This window comes from Sphingomonas sp. IC081 (assembly GCF_006874585.1).
GTDB lineage: Bacteria > Pseudomonadota > Alphaproteobacteria > Sphingomonadales > Sphingomonadaceae > Novosphingobium.
Window position 1 is genome coordinate 2,283,434 of the sequence record NZ_CP029761.1, and the last position, 20,670, is coordinate 2,304,103.

The 20,670-nt window shown below is 67.3% G+C and carries 19 protein-coding genes; 13 read left to right on the forward strand and 6 right to left on the reverse strand.

Going from position 1 to position 20,670, the window contains the following annotated elements; all coding sequences use genetic code 11:
* Window positions 1-90: 90 nt before the first annotated feature.
* Window positions 91-2,532 carry a hypothetical protein gene (locus DM450_RS10950; RefSeq protein WP_260609797.1) on the forward strand — a complete coding sequence of 814 codons (2,442 nt, stop codon included), beginning with the start codon at window positions 91-93 and terminating at the stop codon, window positions 2,530-2,532.
* A 108-nt stretch (window positions 2,533-2,640) separates the two neighbouring features.
* Here the strand turns inward: DM450_RS10950 and DM450_RS10955 are convergent, their stop codons facing one another.
* From DM450_RS10955 to DM450_RS10965, 3 genes are all read right to left on the reverse strand, one after another.
* On the reverse strand, window positions 2,641-4,014 hold the full coding sequence (locus DM450_RS10955) for a class II 3-deoxy-7-phosphoheptulonate synthase (protein WP_142634771.1): 1,374 nt from the start codon (window positions 4,012-4,014) through the stop codon (window positions 2,641-2,643).
* A 630-nt stretch (window positions 4,015-4,644) separates the two neighbouring features.
* Window positions 4,645-4,956 carry a GIY-YIG nuclease family protein gene (locus tag DM450_RS10960; RefSeq protein ID WP_142634773.1) on the reverse strand — a complete coding sequence of 104 codons (312 nt, stop codon included), beginning with the start codon at window positions 4,954-4,956 and terminating at the stop codon, window positions 4,645-4,647.
* A 248-nt stretch (window positions 4,957-5,204) separates the two neighbouring features.
* Window positions 5,205-8,270, reverse strand: coding sequence for a pitrilysin family protein (locus DM450_RS10965; protein WP_260609798.1), 3,066 nt, complete (start codon window positions 8,268-8,270; stop codon window positions 5,205-5,207).
* A gap of 211 nt (window positions 8,271-8,481) precedes the next feature.
* On the opposite strand from DM450_RS10965, the gene DM450_RS10970 reads away from it, so the two are divergent.
* The 6 genes from DM450_RS10970 (at window position 8,482) to DM450_RS10995 (ending at window position 12,231) form a co-directional block, all read left to right on the forward strand.
* The gene (locus tag DM450_RS10970) at window positions 8,482-9,060 is read left to right on the forward strand and encodes a NifU family protein (protein WP_142634775.1); all 579 of its coding nucleotides are present in this window, start codon (window positions 8,482-8,484) and stop codon (window positions 9,058-9,060) included.
* A 26-nt stretch (window positions 9,061-9,086) separates the two neighbouring features.
* Window positions 9,087-9,755: a tRNA (adenosine(37)-N6)-threonylcarbamoyltransferase complex dimerization subunit type 1 TsaB gene (tsaB, locus tag DM450_RS10975; RefSeq protein WP_142634777.1), complete on the forward strand. Its 669-nt coding sequence runs from the start codon at window positions 9,087-9,089 to the stop codon at window positions 9,753-9,755.
* On the forward strand, window positions 9,752-10,231 hold the full coding sequence (locus DM450_RS10980; protein ID WP_142634779.1) for a GNAT family N-acetyltransferase: 480 nt from the start codon (window positions 9,752-9,754) through the stop codon (window positions 10,229-10,231). Before tsaB ends, DM450_RS10980 begins: the two co-directional genes overlap by 4 nt.
* A gap of 181 nt (window positions 10,232-10,412) precedes the next feature.
* Window positions 10,413-10,859: a MucR family transcriptional regulator gene (locus DM450_RS10985; protein ID WP_142634781.1), complete on the forward strand. Its 447-nt coding sequence runs from the start codon at window positions 10,413-10,415 to the stop codon at window positions 10,857-10,859.
* Window positions 10,860-11,014: 155 nt separating this feature from the next.
* Window positions 11,015-11,452 carry a Fur family transcriptional regulator gene (locus tag DM450_RS10990; RefSeq protein WP_142634783.1) on the forward strand — a complete coding sequence of 146 codons (438 nt, stop codon included), beginning with the start codon at window positions 11,015-11,017 and terminating at the stop codon, window positions 11,450-11,452.
* The gene (locus DM450_RS10995; RefSeq protein ID WP_142634785.1) at window positions 11,449-12,231 is read left to right on the forward strand and encodes a lysophospholipid acyltransferase family protein; all 783 of its coding nucleotides are present in this window, start codon (window positions 11,449-11,451) and stop codon (window positions 12,229-12,231) included. The genes DM450_RS10990 and DM450_RS10995 overlap by 4 nt, the downstream gene beginning before the upstream one ends.
* Before the next feature lie 71 nt (window positions 12,232-12,302).
* Here DM450_RS10995 and DM450_RS11000 read toward each other — a convergent pair whose 3' ends face one another.
* On the reverse strand, window positions 12,303-12,977 hold the full coding sequence (locus DM450_RS11000; RefSeq protein ID WP_142634787.1) for a hypothetical protein: 675 nt from the start codon (window positions 12,975-12,977) through the stop codon (window positions 12,303-12,305).
* 68 nt (window positions 12,978-13,045) lie between these two features.
* Here DM450_RS11000 and ispH point away from each other — a divergent pair, with 68 nt between their 5' ends.
* Genes ispH through DM450_RS11020 form a run of 4 tightly spaced genes read left to right on the forward strand, consistent with a single transcriptional unit; the run spans window position 13,046 to window position 16,589 of the window.
* Window positions 13,046-14,020 (forward strand): 4-hydroxy-3-methylbut-2-enyl diphosphate reductase, encoded by a 975-nt coding sequence (ispH, locus tag DM450_RS11005; RefSeq protein WP_142634789.1) that lies wholly within the window; start codon window positions 13,046-13,048, stop codon window positions 14,018-14,020.
* A 13-nt stretch (window positions 14,021-14,033) separates the two neighbouring features.
* Complete coding sequence (gene thrB, locus DM450_RS11010) at window positions 14,034-15,023, forward strand: homoserine kinase (RefSeq protein WP_142634791.1); 990 nt, start codon at window positions 14,034-14,036, stop codon at window positions 15,021-15,023.
* On the forward strand, window positions 15,020-15,460 hold the full coding sequence (gene rnhA, locus DM450_RS11015) for a ribonuclease HI (RefSeq protein ID WP_142634793.1): 441 nt from the start codon (window positions 15,020-15,022) through the stop codon (window positions 15,458-15,460). The genes thrB and rnhA overlap by 4 nt, the downstream gene beginning before the upstream one ends.
* 4 nt (window positions 15,461-15,464) lie before the next feature.
* On the forward strand, window positions 15,465-16,589 hold the full coding sequence (locus DM450_RS11020) for an FUSC family protein (protein ID WP_242526078.1): 1,125 nt from the start codon (window positions 15,465-15,467) through the stop codon (window positions 16,587-16,589).
* A 23-nt stretch (window positions 16,590-16,612) separates the two neighbouring features.
* Here the strand turns inward: DM450_RS11020 and DM450_RS11025 are convergent, their stop codons facing one another.
* Both DM450_RS11025 and DM450_RS11030 read right to left on the reverse strand, forming a co-directional pair.
* Window positions 16,613-17,704: an NAD(P)/FAD-dependent oxidoreductase gene (locus tag DM450_RS11025; protein ID WP_142634795.1), complete on the reverse strand. Its 1,092-nt coding sequence runs from the start codon at window positions 17,702-17,704 to the stop codon at window positions 16,613-16,615.
* A 6-nt stretch (window positions 17,705-17,710) separates the two neighbouring features.
* On the reverse strand, window positions 17,711-18,667 hold the full coding sequence (locus DM450_RS11030; RefSeq protein WP_142637780.1) for an alpha/beta hydrolase: 957 nt from the start codon (window positions 18,665-18,667) through the stop codon (window positions 17,711-17,713).
* A 129-nt stretch (window positions 18,668-18,796) separates the two neighbouring features.
* Between DM450_RS11030 and DM450_RS11035 the strand changes: the two genes are divergently transcribed.
* The gene (locus DM450_RS11035) at window positions 18,797-19,510 is read left to right on the forward strand and encodes a prepilin peptidase (RefSeq protein ID WP_142634797.1); all 714 of its coding nucleotides are present in this window, start codon (window positions 18,797-18,799) and stop codon (window positions 19,508-19,510) included.
* 69 nt (window positions 19,511-19,579) lie between these two features.
* On the forward strand, window positions 19,580-20,605 hold the full coding sequence (gene cpaB / locus DM450_RS11040; RefSeq protein ID WP_142634799.1) for a Flp pilus assembly protein CpaB: 1,026 nt from the start codon (window positions 19,580-19,582) through the stop codon (window positions 20,603-20,605).
* The last annotated feature ends 65 nt before the right edge of the window (window positions 20,606-20,670 follow it).

The following is a 20,670-nucleotide window of genomic DNA, read 5'->3' on the forward strand; positions in this document are numbered from 1 at the left end:
CCGCCGCAAGTGGCGGCCAAGCGTATTATTTTCGTAAAGTCAGCCCATGAGTCAGGCAACCGACAGGAAACACACGCTTTGCCACTCTGCATGAAGGATGCCGATTCGCCCCGCTCCACTTGCGCGCCTGCCCGCCTCTTCGCGCGCACCGTGCCGCTCGCTCTGGCCACCCTGCTCTGCACGGCCGCTCCGGCCCAGGCCGATCCCGCCCCCTTCGAACTGACCGGCCCAGACCTGCGGATCACCGTGACGCGCGGCCAGCAGACCCTGCCGATCGCACAAGTGCCCAGCCTTGCCGAAGGCGACAGGATCTCCGTCCACGCCGCGCTGCCCGAGGATCAGGGGCTCAAGTTCCTGCTGGTCTCGGCGTTCCTGCGCGGCGCCACCAATCCGCCGCCCAAGAACTGGATCGCCATCGCCGACACCTGGAAGAGCAAGGAAAAGGACAAGGCGCTCACCCTCACCGTGCCCAAGGGCGCGCGGCAGATGGTCGTGCTGATGGTGCCCGATACCAACGGCGCGGAAGGCGCGCTGGTCGATGCGGTACGCGGCAAGCCGGGCGAATTCGTGCGCGCCAGTCAGGACCTCAACCAGGCCTCGCTCGACCATTCGCGCCTCACCGCGTTCATGGGCGCGATCCAGGCGCAAGACAACACCGGGCCGGAATACCTTCGTGCGGTAGCCCCGGTGCTGGCCCGCAGCCTCTCGATCAAGCTCAACGAGGACTGCCTGTCCAAGGTCATCGAGATGCAGGCCTCCTGCCTGCTGGAGAACAAGGAATCGCTTGTCCTCAACGACGTCCATTCCAGTTCCCTGGCCGATACGCTGACCGGCACGCCCACCGACCTTGCCCTGCAGCTAAGCGCCACGCCCGAGGCGGGCGCGGGCTATTACAGCGCCTATATCGGCGTCGCCCGCGACATTGCCCGCATCTTCGGCGCCTTCAGCAACCCGCAGTTCGGCTACCTGCCGACACTCTCGGTTCGCCGGGACGAGACGATGTCGCTGCTGCTCAATGCCGCGCCTTCGTTCCAGAAACCCAAGTCGGTCATGGTCACCGCCCTGCCCGCGATCGAGGCGGACATTCCCCCGCAGCTGCGCAGTACCGCAAAGGCCCCGGTCTGCATCGCCCGCCCCGGTGCCCTGCTGCCGGTCGAGGGGGCGCCGCTGGTGTTCTCCACCGCCTTTGCGCATGACATGAAGGTCAAGATCACCACTGCTTCCGGCCAGACCATCGACGTGCCGGTGACGCCGCGCGCCGACAAGGGCGGCTACGTCATCACCGGGGAGGCACTACCGAGCGCTTTCACCGGTTCGATGCGCGCGCAGCTTCACGGCCTCTGGGGCTTCGCGCCGTTCGAGGGGCCGGAGTTCCTGCTCCAGCGACCGGACGGCAATGCCTGGAAAGTGACCGGCGATGCCGACGGGCTGGTCCTGGGGCGCGACAACGAGGTCGTGCTCGAAAGCGCGGCGCCGTCCTGTGTCGAGGACGTGACGATGCAGCAAAGAAACGGCGGCCCCAAAGCGCTCGAATGGAAAGTGCGCGACGGCAACCGGCTTGCCTTCACGGTGCCGCTGGCCAAGGCCGCGCCCGGCGCAGTGCGCGTGGAACTGCGCTATCAGGGTGCCAAGGGGCCCGAAACACTGAGCCTGCGCGCCCGCGCCGAAGCCAGCCGGATCGACGGTTTCGAACTCCATGCCGGAGACACCGAAGGCGAACTGACCGGCCAGCGGCTCGATCAGGTGCAATCGCTGACGCTGGGCGAGATCGAATTCAAGCCCGACGGCCTGACGCGCGAGGGAGCCGTAGACCGCCTGCGCCTCGTCGCTCAGGGCGGCGCAAAAGCGCCTGACACGGGAACGGCCGGCAAGGCCGTCATCGCGCTGGCCGACGGGCGCAGTCTTTCGCTGCCGACCCGCATCGCCGCGTCGCGCCCGCAAGCGGAACTGATCGGCCGCACCGTCTATCCCGGCCCTTCGGCGCCCGGTGCGCGGTCGCTCGAACTCGGCTCCGGCGACCTGCTGCCGGACAACGGCGAACTGGTCTTCTCGATCAAGGCGGCGCCGGGCGAGCGTTTCGACACGGCCTCCACCATCGAGATCGCCACGACCGGAGGCCCGGTCGCCGCCCGCCTGAGCGCCGGCAAGGGCCTGACACTGGAAAGCCAGCACGTCATGGTCGCCCGCCTCAAGGCCGCCGATCTACCCGCCGGAACCTTCGGCCCACTGCGTTTCCGCCTGGTCGGGGCCGACACCGCGGGCGACTGGAAGCCGCTGGCAACGCTCGCCCGCCTGCCGCGCATCGAGAACCTCGCCTGCGCCGATAACAAGAGCGATGCGGCCACGCCGTGCACGCTGTCGGGCCGCGACCTGTTCCTGATCGGTGCCGTCTCCGCCGAGCGCACGTTCGCCCAGCCCGTGGCGGTTCCGCCCGGCTTCACCGGGGGCAGCCTGGCCGTACCACGCCCGGTGGACGGCAAGCTCTACTTGCGCCTGCGCGATGCCCCCGAGGATCCGGTGGCGCTGTCCTGACGGCCGCGCGGCGCCGAACGGTCGCGGCTGGAACGGAGCGCATAAGCAAACGGGCAGGAGAGCCATCGCTCCCCTGCCCGTGCATGTTCACCAGGAACAAGCGGCGGATCAGGCCGCCTGCTTGTGCCGCTCGGTCGCTTCGAGGTTGAGCAGGTCCGCCAGCTCGAATGCGAGTTCGATCGACTGCGCACCGTTGAGGCGGGGGTCGCAGTGGGTGTGGTAGCGATCCTTCAGCGCCTCGTCGGTGATGGCGATGGCGCCGCCGGTGCATTCGGTGACGTCCTGGCCGGTCATCTCGATATGGATGCCGCCGGCATGGGTGCCCTCGGCGCGGTGGACGGCAAAGAAGCCGCGCACTTCGGCAAGGATGCGCTCATACGGACGGGTCTTGAAGCCGGTGTCGGTCTTGATGACGTTGCCATGCATCGGGTCGCACGACCACACCACCGGATGACCTTCGGCCTTCACCGCGCGCACCAGCTTGGGCAGGCCGGCTTCCACCTTGTCGTGGCCATAGCGGCTGATCAGCGTCATGCGGCCCGGCTCGCGGCCCGGGTTCAGCGTATCGAGCATGCGCAGCAGCGCGTCGGGCTCAAGGCTGGGGCCGCACTTCATGCCGATCGGGTTGCCGACGCCGCGCAGGTACTCGACATGGGCCGATCCCTCGAAGCGGGTACGGTCGCCGATCCACAGCATGTGGGCCGAACAGTCGTACCAGTCGCCGGTCAGCGAATCGCGGCGCGTCAGGGCCTGCTCGTAGGGGAGCAGCAGCGCTTCGTGGCTGGTGTAGAAGTCGGTGCCCTGAAGCTGCGGGACCGAGGTCGGGTCCACGCCGCAGGCAGCCATGAAGTCCAGCGCCTCGCCGATGCGGTCGGCCATCTGCGCGAACTTCTCGCCCCAGGGGCTGCGGCCGATGTGTTCCATCGTCCACTGGTGGACCTGGCGCAGGTTCGCATAGCCGCCATGCGCGAAAGCGCGCAGCAGGTTCAGCGTGGCCGAGGACTGCGTATAGGCGCGCAGCATGCGTTCCGGATCGTTGCGACGCGCTTCGGCGTTGCCTTCGATGCCATTGATGATGTCGCCGAAGTAGCTGGGCATCTCGACGCCGCCCACCATCTCGGTCGGGGCCGAGCGCGGCTTGGCGAACTGGCCCGCCATGCGGCCCAGCTTCACCACCGGCTGCTTGCTGGCGAAGGTCAGGACGACCGCCATCTGCAGCAGCACGCGGAAGGAATCGCGGATGTTGTCGGCGCTGAATTCGGCAAAGCTTTCCGCGCAGTCCCCGCCCTGCAGCAGGAAACCGCGACCGGCGGCGACTTCGGCGAGATCCGCCTTCAGAGCACGCGCCTCGCCCGCAAAGACCAGCGGCGGAAACTTCGCAAGCGTGGCCTCGACCTCGCCCAGCTTCTCCGCATCGCCATAAACCGGAAGGTGGCGGGCTTCCTTAGCCTTCCAGCTTTCCGGGGTCCAATTGCTAGCCACGTCATGTACTCCTGGCTGTTCCTTCGCCTTCACTCCCCGCGCCACATGCACAGGGCCAAACCGGCAAGAACCGCAAACAAGGGGCGCCCCATAGCCGCTCCAAGCAATTTTTGCAAAGCCGGTTTAGCCGATCAGCGTGATCGATTGCGCCACAGCACCGGAGCGATGGGCAAGATTGTTGCCGGAGGGCAGCCCCGGAGAGTGCCTATCGGTCGAGAGAGGCCGCTTCCCCTCGCCACCGTGGAGTGCCATTGCCTGCGCTGCCGCCTCGCACACGAGCCTGTTCGGCATCTGCGGGAGGTCGGTCCCCGCATGACTGAAGCATCAGGAGAGACGGCCCTGCCCCATCCGCTCCGCTCATCCTGAGCTTGCCGAACGATGGGAAGCCTTGCGCCGCGCCTCAGGGGGCTGCGACAAGCTCAGCCTGAGCGGGTGGGAGGAGCAACTTTGTCGGGGTTAGCCGACCGTCTGGTCCGGATTTTAAAACACCCGTTGCCGATGCCAAATCTGCCCCCAGATCTTCGTCATTCCCGCCCCCTCTTCGTCATTCCCGCCCCCTCTTCGTCATTCCCGCCCCCTCTTCGTCATTCCCGCCCCCTCTTCGTCATTCCCGCGGAGGCGGGAATCCAGTCAACGCAGCGCTTCGAAGCCAAAGTCGGTGGCGAGATCGCGCCATCGTGGATTGCCTTCTTCGATCAACCTGAGCTTCCAGTCACGGTTCCATTTCTTGATCCGCTTCTCTCGCTGGATCGCGTGTTCCATTGTCGCGTGCATTTCGAACCACACCAGCAGCTTGGTTCCATAGCGGGCGCTGAAGCCGTCGAAGTATTCGCTGCGATGCTGGGCGAGGCGTTGGATCAGGTTCGAGGTAGTGCCGGTGTAGAGTGTGCCGTTTCGTGCTGAAGCGAGAACATAGACGGCGGCCGCGAAGGTGTCCTTCATTGCCAGGTTGCTACTGGATTCCCGCCTTCGCGGGAATGACGAATGGAGTGAACAATCGGCAAGCCATCCGGGTTCAACGAACGTCCGCAATGGGGTGCACCCGGAGCGACAGCAATTTTCTGAAAAATCCGGATAACGGACGCCCGCCCATCCGCAACTACGGATGGCCACTCTCAGCAGCCGATGCTTCATTCACGTTTGCGGCAAGCCCCAAACCAAAACGGGAGGCCGAAGCCTCCCGTTCCTATTCAGCGCCTGGCCACCGTGCCGGAGCTTTTGCCTTCCGGCATCACCTCAAGCCGCCAGGACTTGTCCTTGCCGAGATAGCGCGCGGCCAGTTGCTGCATCTGCTGCGGCGTCACCAGCGTGTAGTCGTTGAGGATCGTGCGGATCGTGCCGATGCGCGAGGGGTCGTAGGTCGCCCCCTCGAGCTGGCTCATGAAGAACGAAGTGCTCGATGCGGCGCGCGTCACCTGCTGGCGCAGCGGTTCGGTCACCAGCGACAGTTCCTCGGCCGTCGGCGGATTGGCGATCAGGTTCTCGGCGATCTCGTCGGCGGTCTGGAAGAACACCGTGACCGACTTGGGATCGAGCTGCGCCACCGCCGTGATCGAGCCGCCGGTGGTCATGTCCACCGGCCACTGCGAAAAGACGTAGGGCGAATAGGCCACGCCCAGCTTCTCGCGCATGGCATCGAGCAGGCGGTTGGTGAAGAGCTGGGTCAGCACCTCGAGCTGGCGCGATTCGCGAATGCCCATGGCGCCGCCGCCGGTCGGCCACGAGATCACCGCCGCCGCCTGATCGGGATCGCCGTGGTGGTGCAGCACCACCGGCACGTCGGACGGCTTGGGCACCGTGACTTCGGCGACCTTGGCGATCGGTGCCGGCACCCGCGGCTTGAGCGCGCCGAAGGTCTTCTCCAGCGCGGCGATGGCCGCCGTCTTGTCGAAGTCGCCGTAGATCTGCACTTCGACCGGGCCGCTCGCCAGCGCCTTGCTCCATACCGCCTTGAAGCCCTTGGCCGTCGTCGCCTCGATCTGCGCGGGGGTCGCCGTGCCGAAACGGGGATCCTTGCCGCGCTGATAGAAGGTCAGGTCGCGGTTGAGCACGCCCTGCGGCGAAGTGGCGAAGGTATCGTACTGGATCTTGGCCGCCGCCTTGGCACGCAGGAAGGGACTGGGATCCCAGCGTGGCAGGTCGAGCTTGGCGGCAAAGAGATAGAGCTGGTCGGCCAGATCCTGCGGGCGGGTTTCCGCCGTGAAGACGAACGAGGCGTCCTGCACGTCGAAGTCGAAGCCCATCTTGCGGCCGGTGGAGATCCGGTCGAGATCCTCCTGCCCCAGCGTCGCCAGACCGGAGCCCACCAGCGCATAGTTGGCAAGGCCGAGATAGGGTGCATCCTTGGCCGCCATCGCGCGGGTGCCGCCGCCGAAACGCACCTTCACGGTGACGCGGCCGGGCTCTTCCTGCACCGGCCAGAGCAGGACCTTGACGCCATTGGCGAAGTTGAGTTGCTCGATGTCCAGCAAGCCCGTCGGCTGGTCGGACACCGCCTTCTGCGGCTTGCCGATGGCGGGCAAGTTATCGAACGAGACCGGCGGCGCATTGCTCGCCGAACGGGTCGAGGCATCAGGCGTGATCGGCGCCATCAGCGCCTGGCGCAGCGCCTCGTCGGTGACGCCGCCGGCCTTCTGGGTGCTGAACAGCGCGCGGGTGACCGTGCCGCTGAACAGCTGGCGGCTATGCTCCAGCACCTTGGCCGGCGTGAACATCGGCTTCGATTCGCGGAAGATGCGCAGCACGTCCTCCGGTCCCGCCACCGTCTCCCGGATGTCGAGCGCATTGACCAGGTCGTCCGCCAGCTTGGAGCCGGGCAGGATGCGGCGCTGTTCGACCGGGACCTGGAAACCGACATCGAGTTCGGCCACTTCGCGGTCGATCTCCTCCTGTGTCGGCGGGTTCGCGATGGCATCGGCGATCACCGCGCGCACATCGTGCAGCGCCGCCTTCCAGTCATCGCCCAGCGGCGTGATCGACACGAACGTGGCGTCCGCCGAACGCGAGACGTCCTCCTGATTGACCGAAGCGGAGAGATAGCTGCCGCCCGCACGCGCCTTGGTCTCGAGACGGCGGTTGATCACCGCCTGCGCGATCGCGTCGACCATCAGCCCCTGGTTGTAGGCGATGTTGTCGGTCACCTGCCGCCAGGGACGCAGCGTGGCATAGAGCAGCGAGGGCGGCAGGTCCGGCTCGACCAGCACGCGCGTCTCGCCCACCGGGTTGGCGGGATCGGCACCCGCAGGCGCGGCGGGATCACCGAAGCTCGGCGCCTTTGCCAGCGCGCCCGACACCTTCCAGCCGGCGAACCACTTCTTCACATAGCTTTCCAGCGTCGCCGGATCGGCATCACCGGCCACGATCACCGCGACGTTGTCGGGCCGGTACCAGCGCGAATAGAACGCGCGCACGGTGTCGGGCGTGGCGGCGGTCAGCGTCTCGACGGTGCCGATCGGCTCGCGCTGCGACAGCGGCTGACCGGCGTAGATCACCTGCTGCATCGCCTGCTGCACCCGCTTGGCAGCACCCCCGCGCTCGCGCATTTCGGCCAGCACGATCGGCAGGTCCTGCTTGAGGTTCGAGGCCGAGAGCGCCGGCGCGGTGACCATGCCGCTCATCAGCTTGAACGTCTCGTCCAGCGAGGTCGGCGTGGCATTGGGCAGGTCGAGCTTGAACACGGTCTGCGTGGTCGAGGTCACCGCATTGGTATCGCTGCCGAAGGTCGCGCCGAGGCGCTGGAAGGCGGCGATCGCGGTGCCCTCGGGAATGTACTTCGATTCGCGGAACAGCATGTGTTCGAGCAGATGCGCGTAGCCACGCTCCGGATCGGTTTCGTAGAGCGAACCGGCATCGACGCGGATGCGGATCGAGACCTGCCCCGGCGGCACCCCGTTGCGGCGAACGGCATACTTGAGGCCATTCGAAAGCTCGCCGAAGTGCCATTCCTTGTCATGGGGAATGTCGCTGCCCCGGTAGAGCCAGGGATCGGCGTCGCCCACCAGCGGCTCGTCCTCGCCGTTCTGCTTGACCACCACCGGAATGCGCTGCTGCGCGGATTGCGGTGCCCCCTTGCGGGAGCGCTGCTTTCCGGCACCATCCGACGCCTTGCGTGCGGGCTGCGCGCTTCCCGGCGCCGCGTCGTCCTTGACCGCATCGGCCTTGGATTCGGCCGAAGCCGAGGCCAGGAAGGGCTGCGGGAGCGGTGCCAGGAGCAGCAGGGCGGCGAGCGAGCGGGCGGCGCGCGATTTGGTCGTCATCGCAAGGGGTATAGGGTCGCCCTTCCTTAAGGGCCAGTGAATAGCGGGGAGTTTCTTGCAGGCTTCCCAAGTTCCGCAGCCAAGCCATTCGAACTGCCCATATAATGCAACAGTCGATGCATCCATTGCGCCGCGACTTTCAGGTGATCGAGGCGGCTACCACCCTTCCCGCACTTGACCCCGCGCGCACGCCCCCTACATCGCGAGAACCATGTACATCGAAACCGAAACCACGCCGAACCCCGCCACGCTCAAGTTCCTGCCCGGCCGGCAGGTCATGCCCGCGGGCACGCGCGAATTCACCTCGCCCGAAGCGGCAGAGGCCTCGCCGCTGGCACAGGCCCTGTTCGACCTCGGCGACGTGACCGGCGTGTTCTTCGGCGAACACTTCGTTTCGGTCACCGCCGCCCCCGGCGTCGAGTGGGGCGATCTCAAGCCGCAGGTCGTCTCGGTCCTGCTCGACCATTTCGTTTCGCAGGCCCCCCTGTTCGCCGGCGGCAGCGCCAGCGGCTTCTCGGTCCCGCCCGAGGAGGAGGAAGACTATGGCGACGATCCCGCCGATGCCGACATCGTCGACCAGATCAAGGACCTGATCGAAACCCGCGTGCGCCCGGCCGTGGCCAATGACGGCGGCGACATCGTCTATCGCGGCTACCGCGACGGCGTGGTCTACCTTGCCATGCAAGGCGCCTGCTCGGGCTGCCCCTCGTCGAGCGCCACGCTCAAGCACGGCATCGAGAGCCTGCTCAAGCACTATGTCCCCGAAGTTACCGAAGTGCGCGCGGCCTGACCGCAAGCAGGCGACTTCACTTCATCATGACCTCCTCCAACGATAACCGCATGCTGGTGATCGACAGCGCCACCGAAGCCTGTTCGGTCGCGCTGTTCGAAAATGGCGAACTGCTCGCGGGCGACTATCGCCTGCTCGGGCGCGGCCATGCCGAAGCGCTGGTGCCGATGATCGCCGCCCTTCCCGGTCGCGGCCGTGCCGGTCGCATCGCCGTGGCACTTGGACCAGGCAGCTTCACCGGCGTACGCGTAGGCCTGGCGGCAGCGCGCGGACTGGCCCTGGCCTGGGGCGCCGACGTGGTGGGCTACCCCTCGCTCGATCTCGTTGCCGCGATCGCCCGCGCCGAAAGCGGCGCCCGGCCGGTGGCCGTGGCGATGACCGGCGGCCACGGCGAATGGTTCATCGAGGGCTACGACGCGGACGGCACGATCGTCCGCCCGCTCGCCTCGCTGCGTCCCGCCGAAGCCGCCGCCGCCAGCCCCGAGGAACTCGTCGCGGGAACCCAGGCCAAGGCACTGGTCGCCGCCCGCCAATCGGGCGAGGCGCTGGAAATCTGGCCCGATGCGCGCCGCGTGACATTGCTGCCCCCCTCCACCTTCACCGCAGACATCCAGCCGCTCTACGGCCGCGCGCCCGACGCCAAGCCGATGGCCGCGAGAGCCGCAACCGACACGAAAGGCGCCGCCCAACGATGATCGACGACCTCGACCGCATCATGTCGGTGATGGAAACGGCCTTCGACCCCAACTGGGGCGAGGCCTGGAACCGCCGGCAGGTCGACGACGCTCTCCTCCTTGGCAATTGCCACTACTACCTGATCTCGCCGGACGGCACGCCGGTGACCGGCGACGAGGAAGCGGCCGGCTTTTCGCTTTCGCGCACCGGCTACGAAGAAGAGGAACTGCTGCTCCTGGGCGTGAAGCCGCAGTTTCGGCGCCTTGGACTGGGCCGTGCCATTCTCGACGCGCTGCGTCTTGCCGCAGCCCGGCGCGGCGCCAGACGCCTGCTTCTCGAAATGCGGCGCGGCAACCCCGCACAATCCCTCTATTGCAATTTCGGCTTCTATTCCATCGGCGAGCGCAAGGACTACTACCGCACGCAAAATGGAGAGCGCATCGACGCCCTGACTTTCGCTTGCGACATCTGTGATGGAAATTTGTCGGACTTGTAATTACCCGTATAAATCGACCTTTACTGGCCACCGATTAACAAGCGATAACTGGAACTTTAGTCGCAACTTGTGAATAATCTTGAATTGCGGACCAGATTGGTCCAAGGCCGAAATCGCGGAAGAGAAGCGCACATCGATTCCGCTCGGTAAAGTCGCAAAAATAAATCGAGGTCGTAAGAAAATGGACACCATCCAGGTTGATGCCAACGAGACGTTGATCACGCTCACTTCGGACATCGTCGCCGCCCACGTCAGCAACAACAGCGTCAGCGTCGAGGATCTCCCCTCGCTGATCACCAACGTCTATGGCGCGCTCGCCGGCCTCGGCACCACCACCGTCGTCGAGGAAGAAAAGCCTGAGCCCGCCGTTTCGGTGCGCGCCTCGGTCAAGCCCGACTACATCGTCTGCCTCGAGGACGGCAAGAAGCTGAAGATGCTCAAGCGCCACCTCATGACCCACTACAACATGACCCCGGAAGAATACCGCGTGCGCTGGAACCTGCCCGCGGACTACCCGATGGTCGCCCCGAACTACGCCGAAAAGCGCCGCGAACTGGCCAAGAAGATCGGCCTCGGCCGCAAGCCCAACGCGCGCCGCGGCCGCAAGCCCAAGTCGGCCGCCGCCTGATAGAGGCGCGGATGTCGCCGCACCCCGGCCCCGATGCACACAGGCACGGGTCGAAGCTGCGGAAAGACAGGCCTGCCTTGGCCCACAAAGGTTGAGATTGGAGGCGCACCAGCCTACATAGCCGGTGCGCCTCTTTTCATTGATACAGGTCAAACGTGCATCAACCAATCGACATCGAAGCCCTCTGCGCCGAACGCGGCCTGCGTATCACCGAACAGCGTCGGGTGATCGCCAAGGTCCTGTCCGAAAGCACGGACCACCCCGATGTGGAGAAGCTGCACCAGCGCGCTGCAGCGCTCGACCCGGGCATCTCGATCGCCACGGTCTACCGCACCGTGCGCCTCTTCGAGGAAGCCGGCATCCTTGACCGTCACGATTTCGGTGATGGCCGCGCCCGCTACGAAGCGGCCCCCGAAGCCCATCACGACCACATGATCGACGTCGAGAGCGGCGCCGTCATCGAATTCGTCGATCCCGAACTCGAAGCGCTCCAGCGCCAGGTTGCCGAACGCCTCGGCTTCCGCCTCGTCGACCACCGCATGGAACTGTTCGGCGTCCGGATCGAGCGCGAGGACGGCGAAACCCGCAAGTGAACACGGCAGCGGCGACTTCCTCCGCGAAGCGCCGCATTCCGCTGCGGGGCTGGCCGATCATCGCATTGCGCCTCGCGGCCCTGCTCGCCACGCTGCTTGCCTGCCTTGGCGCCTATTACCTGCTGGCACCGTTCACCCGCGCCAATCCGGTTCCACGCCGCTTCCTGCGCGCGGTGGGCATGATCTGCGGACTGCGCACGCGCCTTGCAGGCTCCCCCCCCACCCGGCGCGGTGTCCTGCTTGCCAACCATGTTTCCTGGCTCGACATCCCGGCACTGGCCGGCGCGACCGGCACTGCCTTCGTCGCGCATGACGGCCTGGCCGGGATCGGCCCGCTGCGCTGGCTTTGCGAGCTGAACGACACCGTCTTTGTCGCCCGCCACGACCGCCGCTCGGTCGCCGCCCAGATCGAGCAGGTCCGCCGCGCCATCGCGGATACCGGCCGCCTGGCGATCTTCCCGGAAGGCACCACCAGCGACGGCAGCGGGCTGCTGCCGTTCAAGTCCTCGCTGCTTTCCGCCGTGGATGCCGATTGCGGCGCCCTCGCCATCCAGCCGATCTGGCTCGATTACGGCGCCCAGGTGGCCGACATCGCCTGGGTCGGCGCCGAGCCGGGCCTCGCCAACGCGCTGCGCCTGCTGGCGCGTTGGCGTCCGATCCGCCTCACGGTGCATTGCCTGCCGCCTCTGCCCGCAGAACAACGCACCGACCGCAAGGCGATAGCCCGCCATGCGCGCGAGGCGATCGAGCAGGTCATGACACGCCCGCGCGCTGGATAAGCCCGGTACCCACAAGAATGGCCCGGAAAGCGACTTTCCGGGCCATTCTTGGGTTAGCGGGCGAGCGCCGATCAGCGCGTCGCGTTGTAGGCCAGCTGATCGTCGGTCAGCTGGAACCCGACCAGCACCTCGAAGCTGGCGCGGGCAACCGCGGCCTTGACATCGGGCTGCGCCAGCGGATCGACGGCGGCGTCCTGATCGCCGGCCTTGCGCGGACGGGTGATGCGCTCGCGAATTTCGGCGGGCAGCGTCGCGGCGGCACGATCGATATAGGCCGTGCCGGTGCCGTGGGCCTGCGCCCGGTCCTGACCGTCGGCAAAGGTGATCTGCACCTGGCCGACGCGCTTCGAAACGACCGCCGAACCGCCCTGCAGCACGCTCACGAAGATCGGCAGCGTCACCTGACGGGCGCCCTGCTTGTCGTTGCGGCGAGCCAGGACGTCGAAGCTGACGGTCGCGGTGACCTTGTCGCTCGCCTGTGCGCCGCCACGATCGCTGCATTCGGTGCGCACGTTCGTCATGGCGGCGACCATGTCGATATTGGTCGAGGTCTTGTCGTTCGGCGCGCGGAACAGGGTCATGTCGCCGGTATAGTCGGGGATGCCCACGGCCGGGCATGCGGTGCGCACGGACGTGATGCCGACACCCGAATCGACCACGATATCGCCCTTCTTTGCACAACCGCTCAGAGCGGTCACCGCGGCGGCAGAGCAGAGGACGGTAGCAGTCAGGCGGCGTGCATTCATCGGTACATCCCTCGAGTGGCGTGCGCTTGCCCTAGCGGCGCGCGCGGCAAAGCGCTAGAGGCCCATTCATGAACGCGCCCTTTCCGTCCGAGAAGACGCTCGCCACGAATGCGCCCCTGCGCCTCCTGATCGCCGCCCCGCGCGGTTTCTGCGCCGGGGTCGACCGCGCCATCGACATCGTCGAGCGTGCGCTCGAGATCTACGGCGCACCGGTCTACGTGCGCCACGAGATCGTCCACAACAAGTTCGTGGTCGACAACCTGAAGGCCAAGGGCGCCGTGTTCGTCGAAAGCGTAGACCAGGTTCCGGACGGCGTGCCGGTGATCTTTTCCGCGCATGGCGTGCCCAAATCGGTGCCTGCCAAGGCCTCCGCGCGCGGCCTCGAGTGGCTGGATGCCACCTGCCCGCTGGTCAGCAAGGTCCATCGCCAGGCCGAGCGCCAGATCGCCGACGGGCGCCACATCCTGTTCATCGGCCATGCCGGCCATCCCGAGGTGATCGGCACCTTCGGGCAGGTTCCCGAAGGCAACATGACGCTGATCGAAACGGTGGAAGACGTCGCCACCGTCGCCGTGCCCGAGGACCGCGAACTCGCCTATCTCTCGCAGACCACGCTCTCGGTCGACGATACGCAAGCTATCATCGCCGCCATCGAGGCGCGCTTCCCGCAGGTCGTCGCGCCCAAGCAGGAAGACATCTGCTACGCCACCTCCAACCGCCAGGCCGCCGTCAAGCAGATCGCGCCGAAGTGCGAACTGGTGCTGGTGATCGGCTCGCCCAAGAGCTCGAACTCGCTGCGCCTCGTCGAAGTGGCCGAGCGTTCGGGGTCGGTCGGCCGGATGATCCAGCGTGCCTCGGAGATCGACCCCGCCTGGCTCGACGGCCTGACCAGCGTCGGCCTCACCGCCGGGGCTTCCGCGCCCGAGGAACTGGTCAACGAAGTGATCGCCCGCATCGGCGAACTGCGCGATGTCACGGCCGAGCAGGTCGTCACCGCGCAAGAGACCATCACGTTCAAGCTGCCGCGCCAACTCGCGCGCTGAGGATCTTTCGCACATGGCAGTCTATACCCGGCTCGGCGCCGAAGAGATGGCGGCGATCGTCGAGGCTTTCGACGTCGGCGCCCTGATTTCCGCCAAGGGCATCGCCGAGGGCGTGTCCAACAGCAACTGGCTGATCGAAACCCAGCAAGCGGCGGCTTCGCGCCGGTTCATCCTGACGGTCTACGAAAGCCGCACCGAAGTCGCGGAATTGCCGTTCTTCCTCGACCTGCTGGACCACCTTGCCGAACAGGGTTGCCCGGTGCCGCGCACCATGCATGACCGCGGCGGCGCCAGCCACCGCCTGATCGACACGCCGGAGGGCCGGAAGGCGCTCGCGCTGATCGAATACCTGCCCGGCGTTTCGGTATCCGAACCCACAGTGGGCCAGGCCCGCGCGGTCGGCGCGGCGCTGGCGCAAGTCCACCTCGCCTCGGCCCGTTTCGGGCAGGACCGCGCCAACTCGCTCGACCTGCCGGCCTGGCAGCAGCTGCTGGGCGACTGCGGCAGCGAAGGCCTGGCCTCGATCGATGCCGACCTTGCCGCCCTGGTCGCGCGCGAACTGCCTGCGCTTGCGGCGCAGTGGCCCTCGGACCTGCCGCGCGGCGTGATCCATGCCGACCTGTTTCCCGACAATGTCCTGATGCTGGGCGACAAGGTCACCGGCCTGATCGACTTCTACTTCGCCTGCACCGACCTGCTGGCCTACGACGTCGCCGTGACGCACGCCGCCTGGTGCTTCTCCAGCGACGGCACCCGCTTCGACGCCGCTCTCTCGGATGCCCTGATCGAAGGGTACGAGAGCGTCCGCCCGCTCTCCGCCGCAGAGCGCGCCGCCCTGCCGGTGCTGGCCCGCGGCGCTGCCGTGCGTTTCCTGTCCACCCGCGCCTACGACTGGCTGAACACGCCCGAAGACGCGCTTGTCACCCCCAAGGACCCGATGGCTTTTGCCCGCCGCCTCGAATTCTATGCCGATCCGGCCAATCACGGTATCTTCGGCGCATGAAGAAGGTCGACGTCTTCACCGATGGTGCCTGCAAGGGCAATCCCGGCCCCGGCGGCTGGGGCGTGCTGCTGCGCATGGGCGTGCACGAGAAGGAAATGGCGGGCGGCGAGCCTGACACCACCAACAACCGCATGGAGATGACCGCCGTCATCAAGGCGCTCAATGCGCTGACCGAGCCTTGCGAGGTCACGCTCCATACCGACAGCAAGTACGTGATCGACGGGATCACCAAGTGGGTCCACGGCTGGAAAAAGAAGGGCTGGGTCAATGCCAGCAAGCAGCCGGTGCGCAATGCCGATCTCTGGCACGACCTGATCGAGGCCAGCGGCCGCCACAAGGTGGACTGGCAATGGGTGCGCGGCCACTCCGGCCATGCCGAGAACGAGCGCGTGGACAAGCTGGCGAGCGACGCGGCGGTCGCAGCCGCCAAGGCGTGATGGCTTGCCTGACCGGCTGCTGAATCTCGATACCTTGCGCGAGAACTTCCGGCAGGAAGCGCGGGCGCTGATAACGCCGGGCCCGCGCATGGCGGACGAATGGGCCTGCGTGGCCTCGGTCATGCTCTCGATCGTCATCGCCCATCTGATCGGCGCGAAGATGGTCGGCTGGGCAGCCTTCACCGCCTTTGTCCTGCTCAAGAGCGGCGCTTCGGAAACGATGCTGCGCGGCGTGCTGCGCATCGTCGGCACCGCTCTCGGCTCGTTGCTGGCGCTGGCGGTCATGCCCTGGGCCGCCCGATCGCTGCCGCTGGCGATGGCAAGCGCGGCGATCGTCGGCGCCGTCGGGCTCTACGGCATGATCACTGCCCGGCGGGCCTATGCCTGGCTGCTGTTCGGACTGACCTTCGAGATGGTGCTGCTCGACAAGCTGGAGCACCCCGCGCTCGACACCATCGATTTTGCCCAGACCCGCCTGCTGGAAGTGATCGCGGGCACCATCGCCTGCGTCCTCGTCAGCCTGACGACGGCCACCCTGGCGGGCCGCAAGTGGCTCGACCTGCAAGGTCCCCGGCCCGAACGCATGGGCTGGCACCCCAACGCCGCACGCCACGCGGCGCAGGCGGGTCTCGCCATTTCCGTGCTGCCGCTGCTGCATGCCCTGTTCGACCTGCCCGAAATGGCGCAGGCGGCCGTCACCGTGATGGCGGTGATGATCGTGCCGATCGGCGGCATCGGCGCCAGCGGCTTCGCGCCGGTCACGCGCCGCCTGTTCCTGCGCACGATGGGCTGCCTTGCCGGCGGTGCCCTGGCGCTGACCGTGCTGCTGATCGCACAAGGCAACACCCCGGTGCTGATCGCGGGAACGTGCCTCGGCATCGTCATCGGCCGCCACATCGAGAACGGGCTCCCGCAGATCACCTACCTCGGCCTGCAGTTCACGCTCACGGTGCTGGTCGTGCTGGTCCCCGATTCCTACGCCGACGCGCATATCCTGCCGGCCATCCAGCGCCTGGTCAGCATCCTGATCGGCATGGCGGTGCTGGAGCCGGTCCTGCTGGTATGGCACTTCCTCGCGCCGGGCCGGAAACCGCCCGAACGCACGGAAGATGTTCGCGGTTCGGAGTAACCCCCGCCCACACGCGGGCACGCTCAGGCGATTACGAAACGATCCGGCCCATAAGGCGCGGGATCGAGGTCGCCGCCCTTCTCGCCAAGCAGCAGGGCCGCTCCCAGCATAGCGGCCGCCGGCGCGGTCTGGATGCCGAAACCGCCCTGCCCGGCGAACCAGAAGAATGCCGGGTCGGCGGGATCGAAACCATAGACCGGCAGCCGGTCCGGCGCGAAGGAGCGCAGCCCCGCCCAGCGATGCTCGACCCGCTCGACCGGCCAGTCGACAACCTGCTCCAGGCGGTCGATGGCCAGCGCCACGTCGATTTCCTCGGGCGCGGCGTCGCACGGGACACTGGGCGTCTCGTCATGCGGGCTCAGCCAGAGGCGGCCATGTTCGGGCTTGAAGTAGAACGTCTCGCCCACATCGAGCACCAGCGGCAGATCGCCGGGCACCGGGCGGCCGACCGCGAGCTGGGCCACCGTGCGGCGATAGGGCGCGATGCCCAGCGGACGCGCACCGGCCAGCCGCGCCACCGGATCGGCCCAGGCGCCCGCCGCGTTGACCAGCACGTCGCAGGCGACCTCGGTGCCGTCGGCGAGCGCCAGCAACCAGCCGTGCGCGGAGCGCGTTGCACGTCGCAAGCCCGCACGGCAGCGGATCTCCACCCCCTCGCGGCGCGCTGCGGCGAGATAGTGCTGATGCAGCGCGGCCACGTCGATGTCGCAGGTGCTCGGCTCCAGCACGCCCGATGCCCAGCCGCCCCGCAGGCCCGGCACCCGCGCTGCGATCCCGGCGCGGTCGAGCACATGGACCTCGACCCCGAGATCGCCGTAGACCCGCGCGAATCGCTCGACTTCAGCCTGCTCGCCCGTCCGCCCCAGCGTCAGCGCGGATCGCGGCGCCAGCACCCCGAGCGCCCGCAGTTCCGCGCCGGATGCCGCGGTCAGCGGCTGGACCCGCGGACCGCCGTAGCTTTCGGTCCAGAACGCGGCGGAGCGGCCGGTGGCGTGATAGCCGGGGCGCTCTTCCGCCTCGATCACCAGCACGCTGGTCTTTGCGCCCAGGCGGGCTGCCAGCGAGGCACCGGCCATGCCGGCGCCCACCACGACGATATCGAACCTCGTTTGCATAGGGCCTCAGCCCCTAGCGGGCGCATTCCGGTTCAGGAAGTCCCGGATCGTCGCCAGCGCGGAATCGCGGACCGGATCGGCTTCGCGCAGGATCTCATGGCGGCACTCCCTGCCCCACTGGGCCAGTTCGCCTTGCGGCAAGCGCGCCGCAGCCCGGCGAATCGCCGGCCAGGACACGAGGCCGTCATGACGCGTCGCCAGCAGCAGCACCGGCACTGCGACCGATTCGAGCACTCCCTTGGCTTCCAGCCCGCGGATCGAGGCGAGCGCCCGTTCGATCCAGCCCCAGCTGGCCGGGCCCATCGCCATGGCCGGACGCTCCAGCCGCCACCACGCCTCGTCGGCATAACGCCCCTCGTCGTGGGTAAGCAGCTTCATCCGGGCGTGAGGGACAAGCTGCGGCTTCTCGTTATGTTTCCACGCCGGGCGGCGCGGATCGCCGAGAGCACGGATCACGCGTGCAACCGGATGCAGCACGGCGCTGGGAATCGCAGCCGGATGGATACCCAGCATCGGCGCGGAGAGCACCAGTGCCTCGGGAGAAACCCGCCGCTCCGCCACCGCACGCAAGGCCAGATGCCCGCCCATCGAATGGCCGACCAGCACCAGCGGCCCCGGCCGTTCCTGCGCCCAGTCCTTCCAGAACAGGGCAAGATCGTCGATCCAGAGGCCGAAATCGTCGACATGCCCGGTCATGCCATCACGCCCGAGCCGGCCGCTCAGCGCCTGTCCCCGCCAGTCAATCGAGGTAACTGCCCAGCCTTCCGCATGCCACTGCTCCAGCGTCTCCAGCCACTTCTCGTAAGCATCGCCGCGCCCCGGCAGGAACAGCAGCGACCCGCGCGGCGCATCCGGCACCGGCCAGTCGATCCGGCGGATCTGGCTTTTGCCGTCGCTTGCCGTCCAGCGGCTTTCGGCGACACCTGGCGGAATGGCGCGGCGGGCCCGGCCAGCCCCCTCCATCACGTTGAACGCATGGGAAATTTCGGAAATTTCGATGGTCACGTGATGAATTCCAGCCTCAGTGTACTGGTTACTATTTGGTAAGTGATGCCCGCTAGATCATTCCCCTGTTAAGGGGGGTACTAACAGATGCAATCGGCGTATTTTTCGTACGCATTGCTGGCCGCATTGGCAACCGCGCTGGTCGTGGCGGCCGTGACGGACATCAAGCGCCGCGAGATCGCGAACCGGCTCAATGCCGGCATCGCCCTGGCCGCGCCGCTGTGGTGGCTGTCAATCGGCCTGGGCTGGACCGGCATCGGCATCCAGATCGGCCTTGCCCTTGCGACTTTCGCGATCTGCTGCGTGCTGTTCGTGCTGCGCCAGATGGGCGGCGGCGACGTCAAGTTGCTCGCCGCGCTGGCGCTGTGGTTTGCGCCTGCCCCCTTTCTCCAGCTGATCGTGCTGATGGCCGTGATCGGTGGCGGCGCCTCGGTGGCGATGGCCGCCTTCAACATGGAACGCCGTCCGGGCGAGGCCCTGTGCGACATCGGCGCCTGGCTGGTCGCGGCAGGCTGGACCTTTGTGGCGGCGGCCATGGCCTGGGCGCTGGCGACAGGGCGACCGCTGATCTCGCCGGAACTGGTCGATTCGCTGCTGTCCTCGTCCCGCTCGCCCGCGCTCGTTGCCGCCGGCACGCTGCTGGGCCTGCTCGCGCTGTTCGCACTCGGGTTCTTCCATATCAAGCGCCGCCAGAAATCGCGCCTGCGCGTGCCCTACGGCGTTGCCATCGCCGCAGCGGGCCTCTGGGTCGCTGCGACCACCGGGATTTCGGCCTTTCATGCCGCCCCCGTGTTGGGGTGAACCTGATTTTAACCAATTTGCCCGAATGTACGCATAGTTAATCGGGGACACTCAGGGGGCTTCCTAGCCATGGATAAGAAGAAGCTGGTGCTGCTGGTCATTGCGCTGCTCGTCGCAGCCGGGACCGCCATTGCCGCCAGGTCGATGTTCAGCGGCGCATCGGCGCCCCAGGCCGGTGCCGCCACCGCCGTCGCGCCGACGGGCCCCAAAGTCCTCGTCGCACAGCGCGCGCTGCCGGTGGGCACGATCATCACCGCCGATTCGGTCTCTTATCAGGACTGGCCCAAGGAGCTGGTGAAGGACGCCTACTTCATCGAGGGCGAGGCCGACATGCAGAAGCTGATGGGCACCGTTGTCCGCTACCCGATCACTGCCGGCCAGCCGATCACCCAGGGCGGCCTCGTCGCACCGGGCGACCGCGGCTTCCTCGCCGCCGCGCTGGCGCCGGGCATGCGTGCGGTGACGATCCCGGTTTCCGCCAAGACCGGCGTCGGCGGCTTCGTGTTCCCGGGCGACCGCGTCGACCTCGTGCTGACGCAGGAAGTGACCGGCAACGACGGCACCCCGCCGCTGCGCGCCTCCGAAACCATCCTGCGCAACTTGCGCGTGCTCGCCACCGACCAGGCCACCGACCAGGACGTCGTCGACGGCAAGACCGTGGTCAAGGCGGTCAGCACCGTGACCCTCGAAGTCAGCCCCCGCATCGCCGAAAAGGTCGCCGTCGCGCAGGAGCTGGGCACGATCAGCCTGTCGCTGCGCTCGATCGCCGACAACCAGGGTGAGTTCGAACGCATCCTCGCCGCCGGCCAGGTCAAGGTCCCCGAAGGCGCGACCAAGGCGCAGGAAGAACAGATCATGCGCACCGCGATGACCCAGCCGATCGAAGGCAACACGACTTACGTGACCGGCGGCGATGTCTCGCGCTTCCAGCGCTCCAGCCGTCCCTCGATGCAGGGCAACGCGCCGGCCCAGCCCGTGGTCGCCGCCGGACCGCCCGCCCAGGCCGCCACTGTCGCACGCGCCGTCCCGATCGGTCCGGTGGTACGCGTCACCCGCGGCAAGGACGTCTCCGTCGAGCCGGTAAGCAGCCACTGATGCGCCCCGCCGCAATCGCGCCCACCGGCGCCAAGGTCGCCACCAACCGCATTCATCCGCCGAAG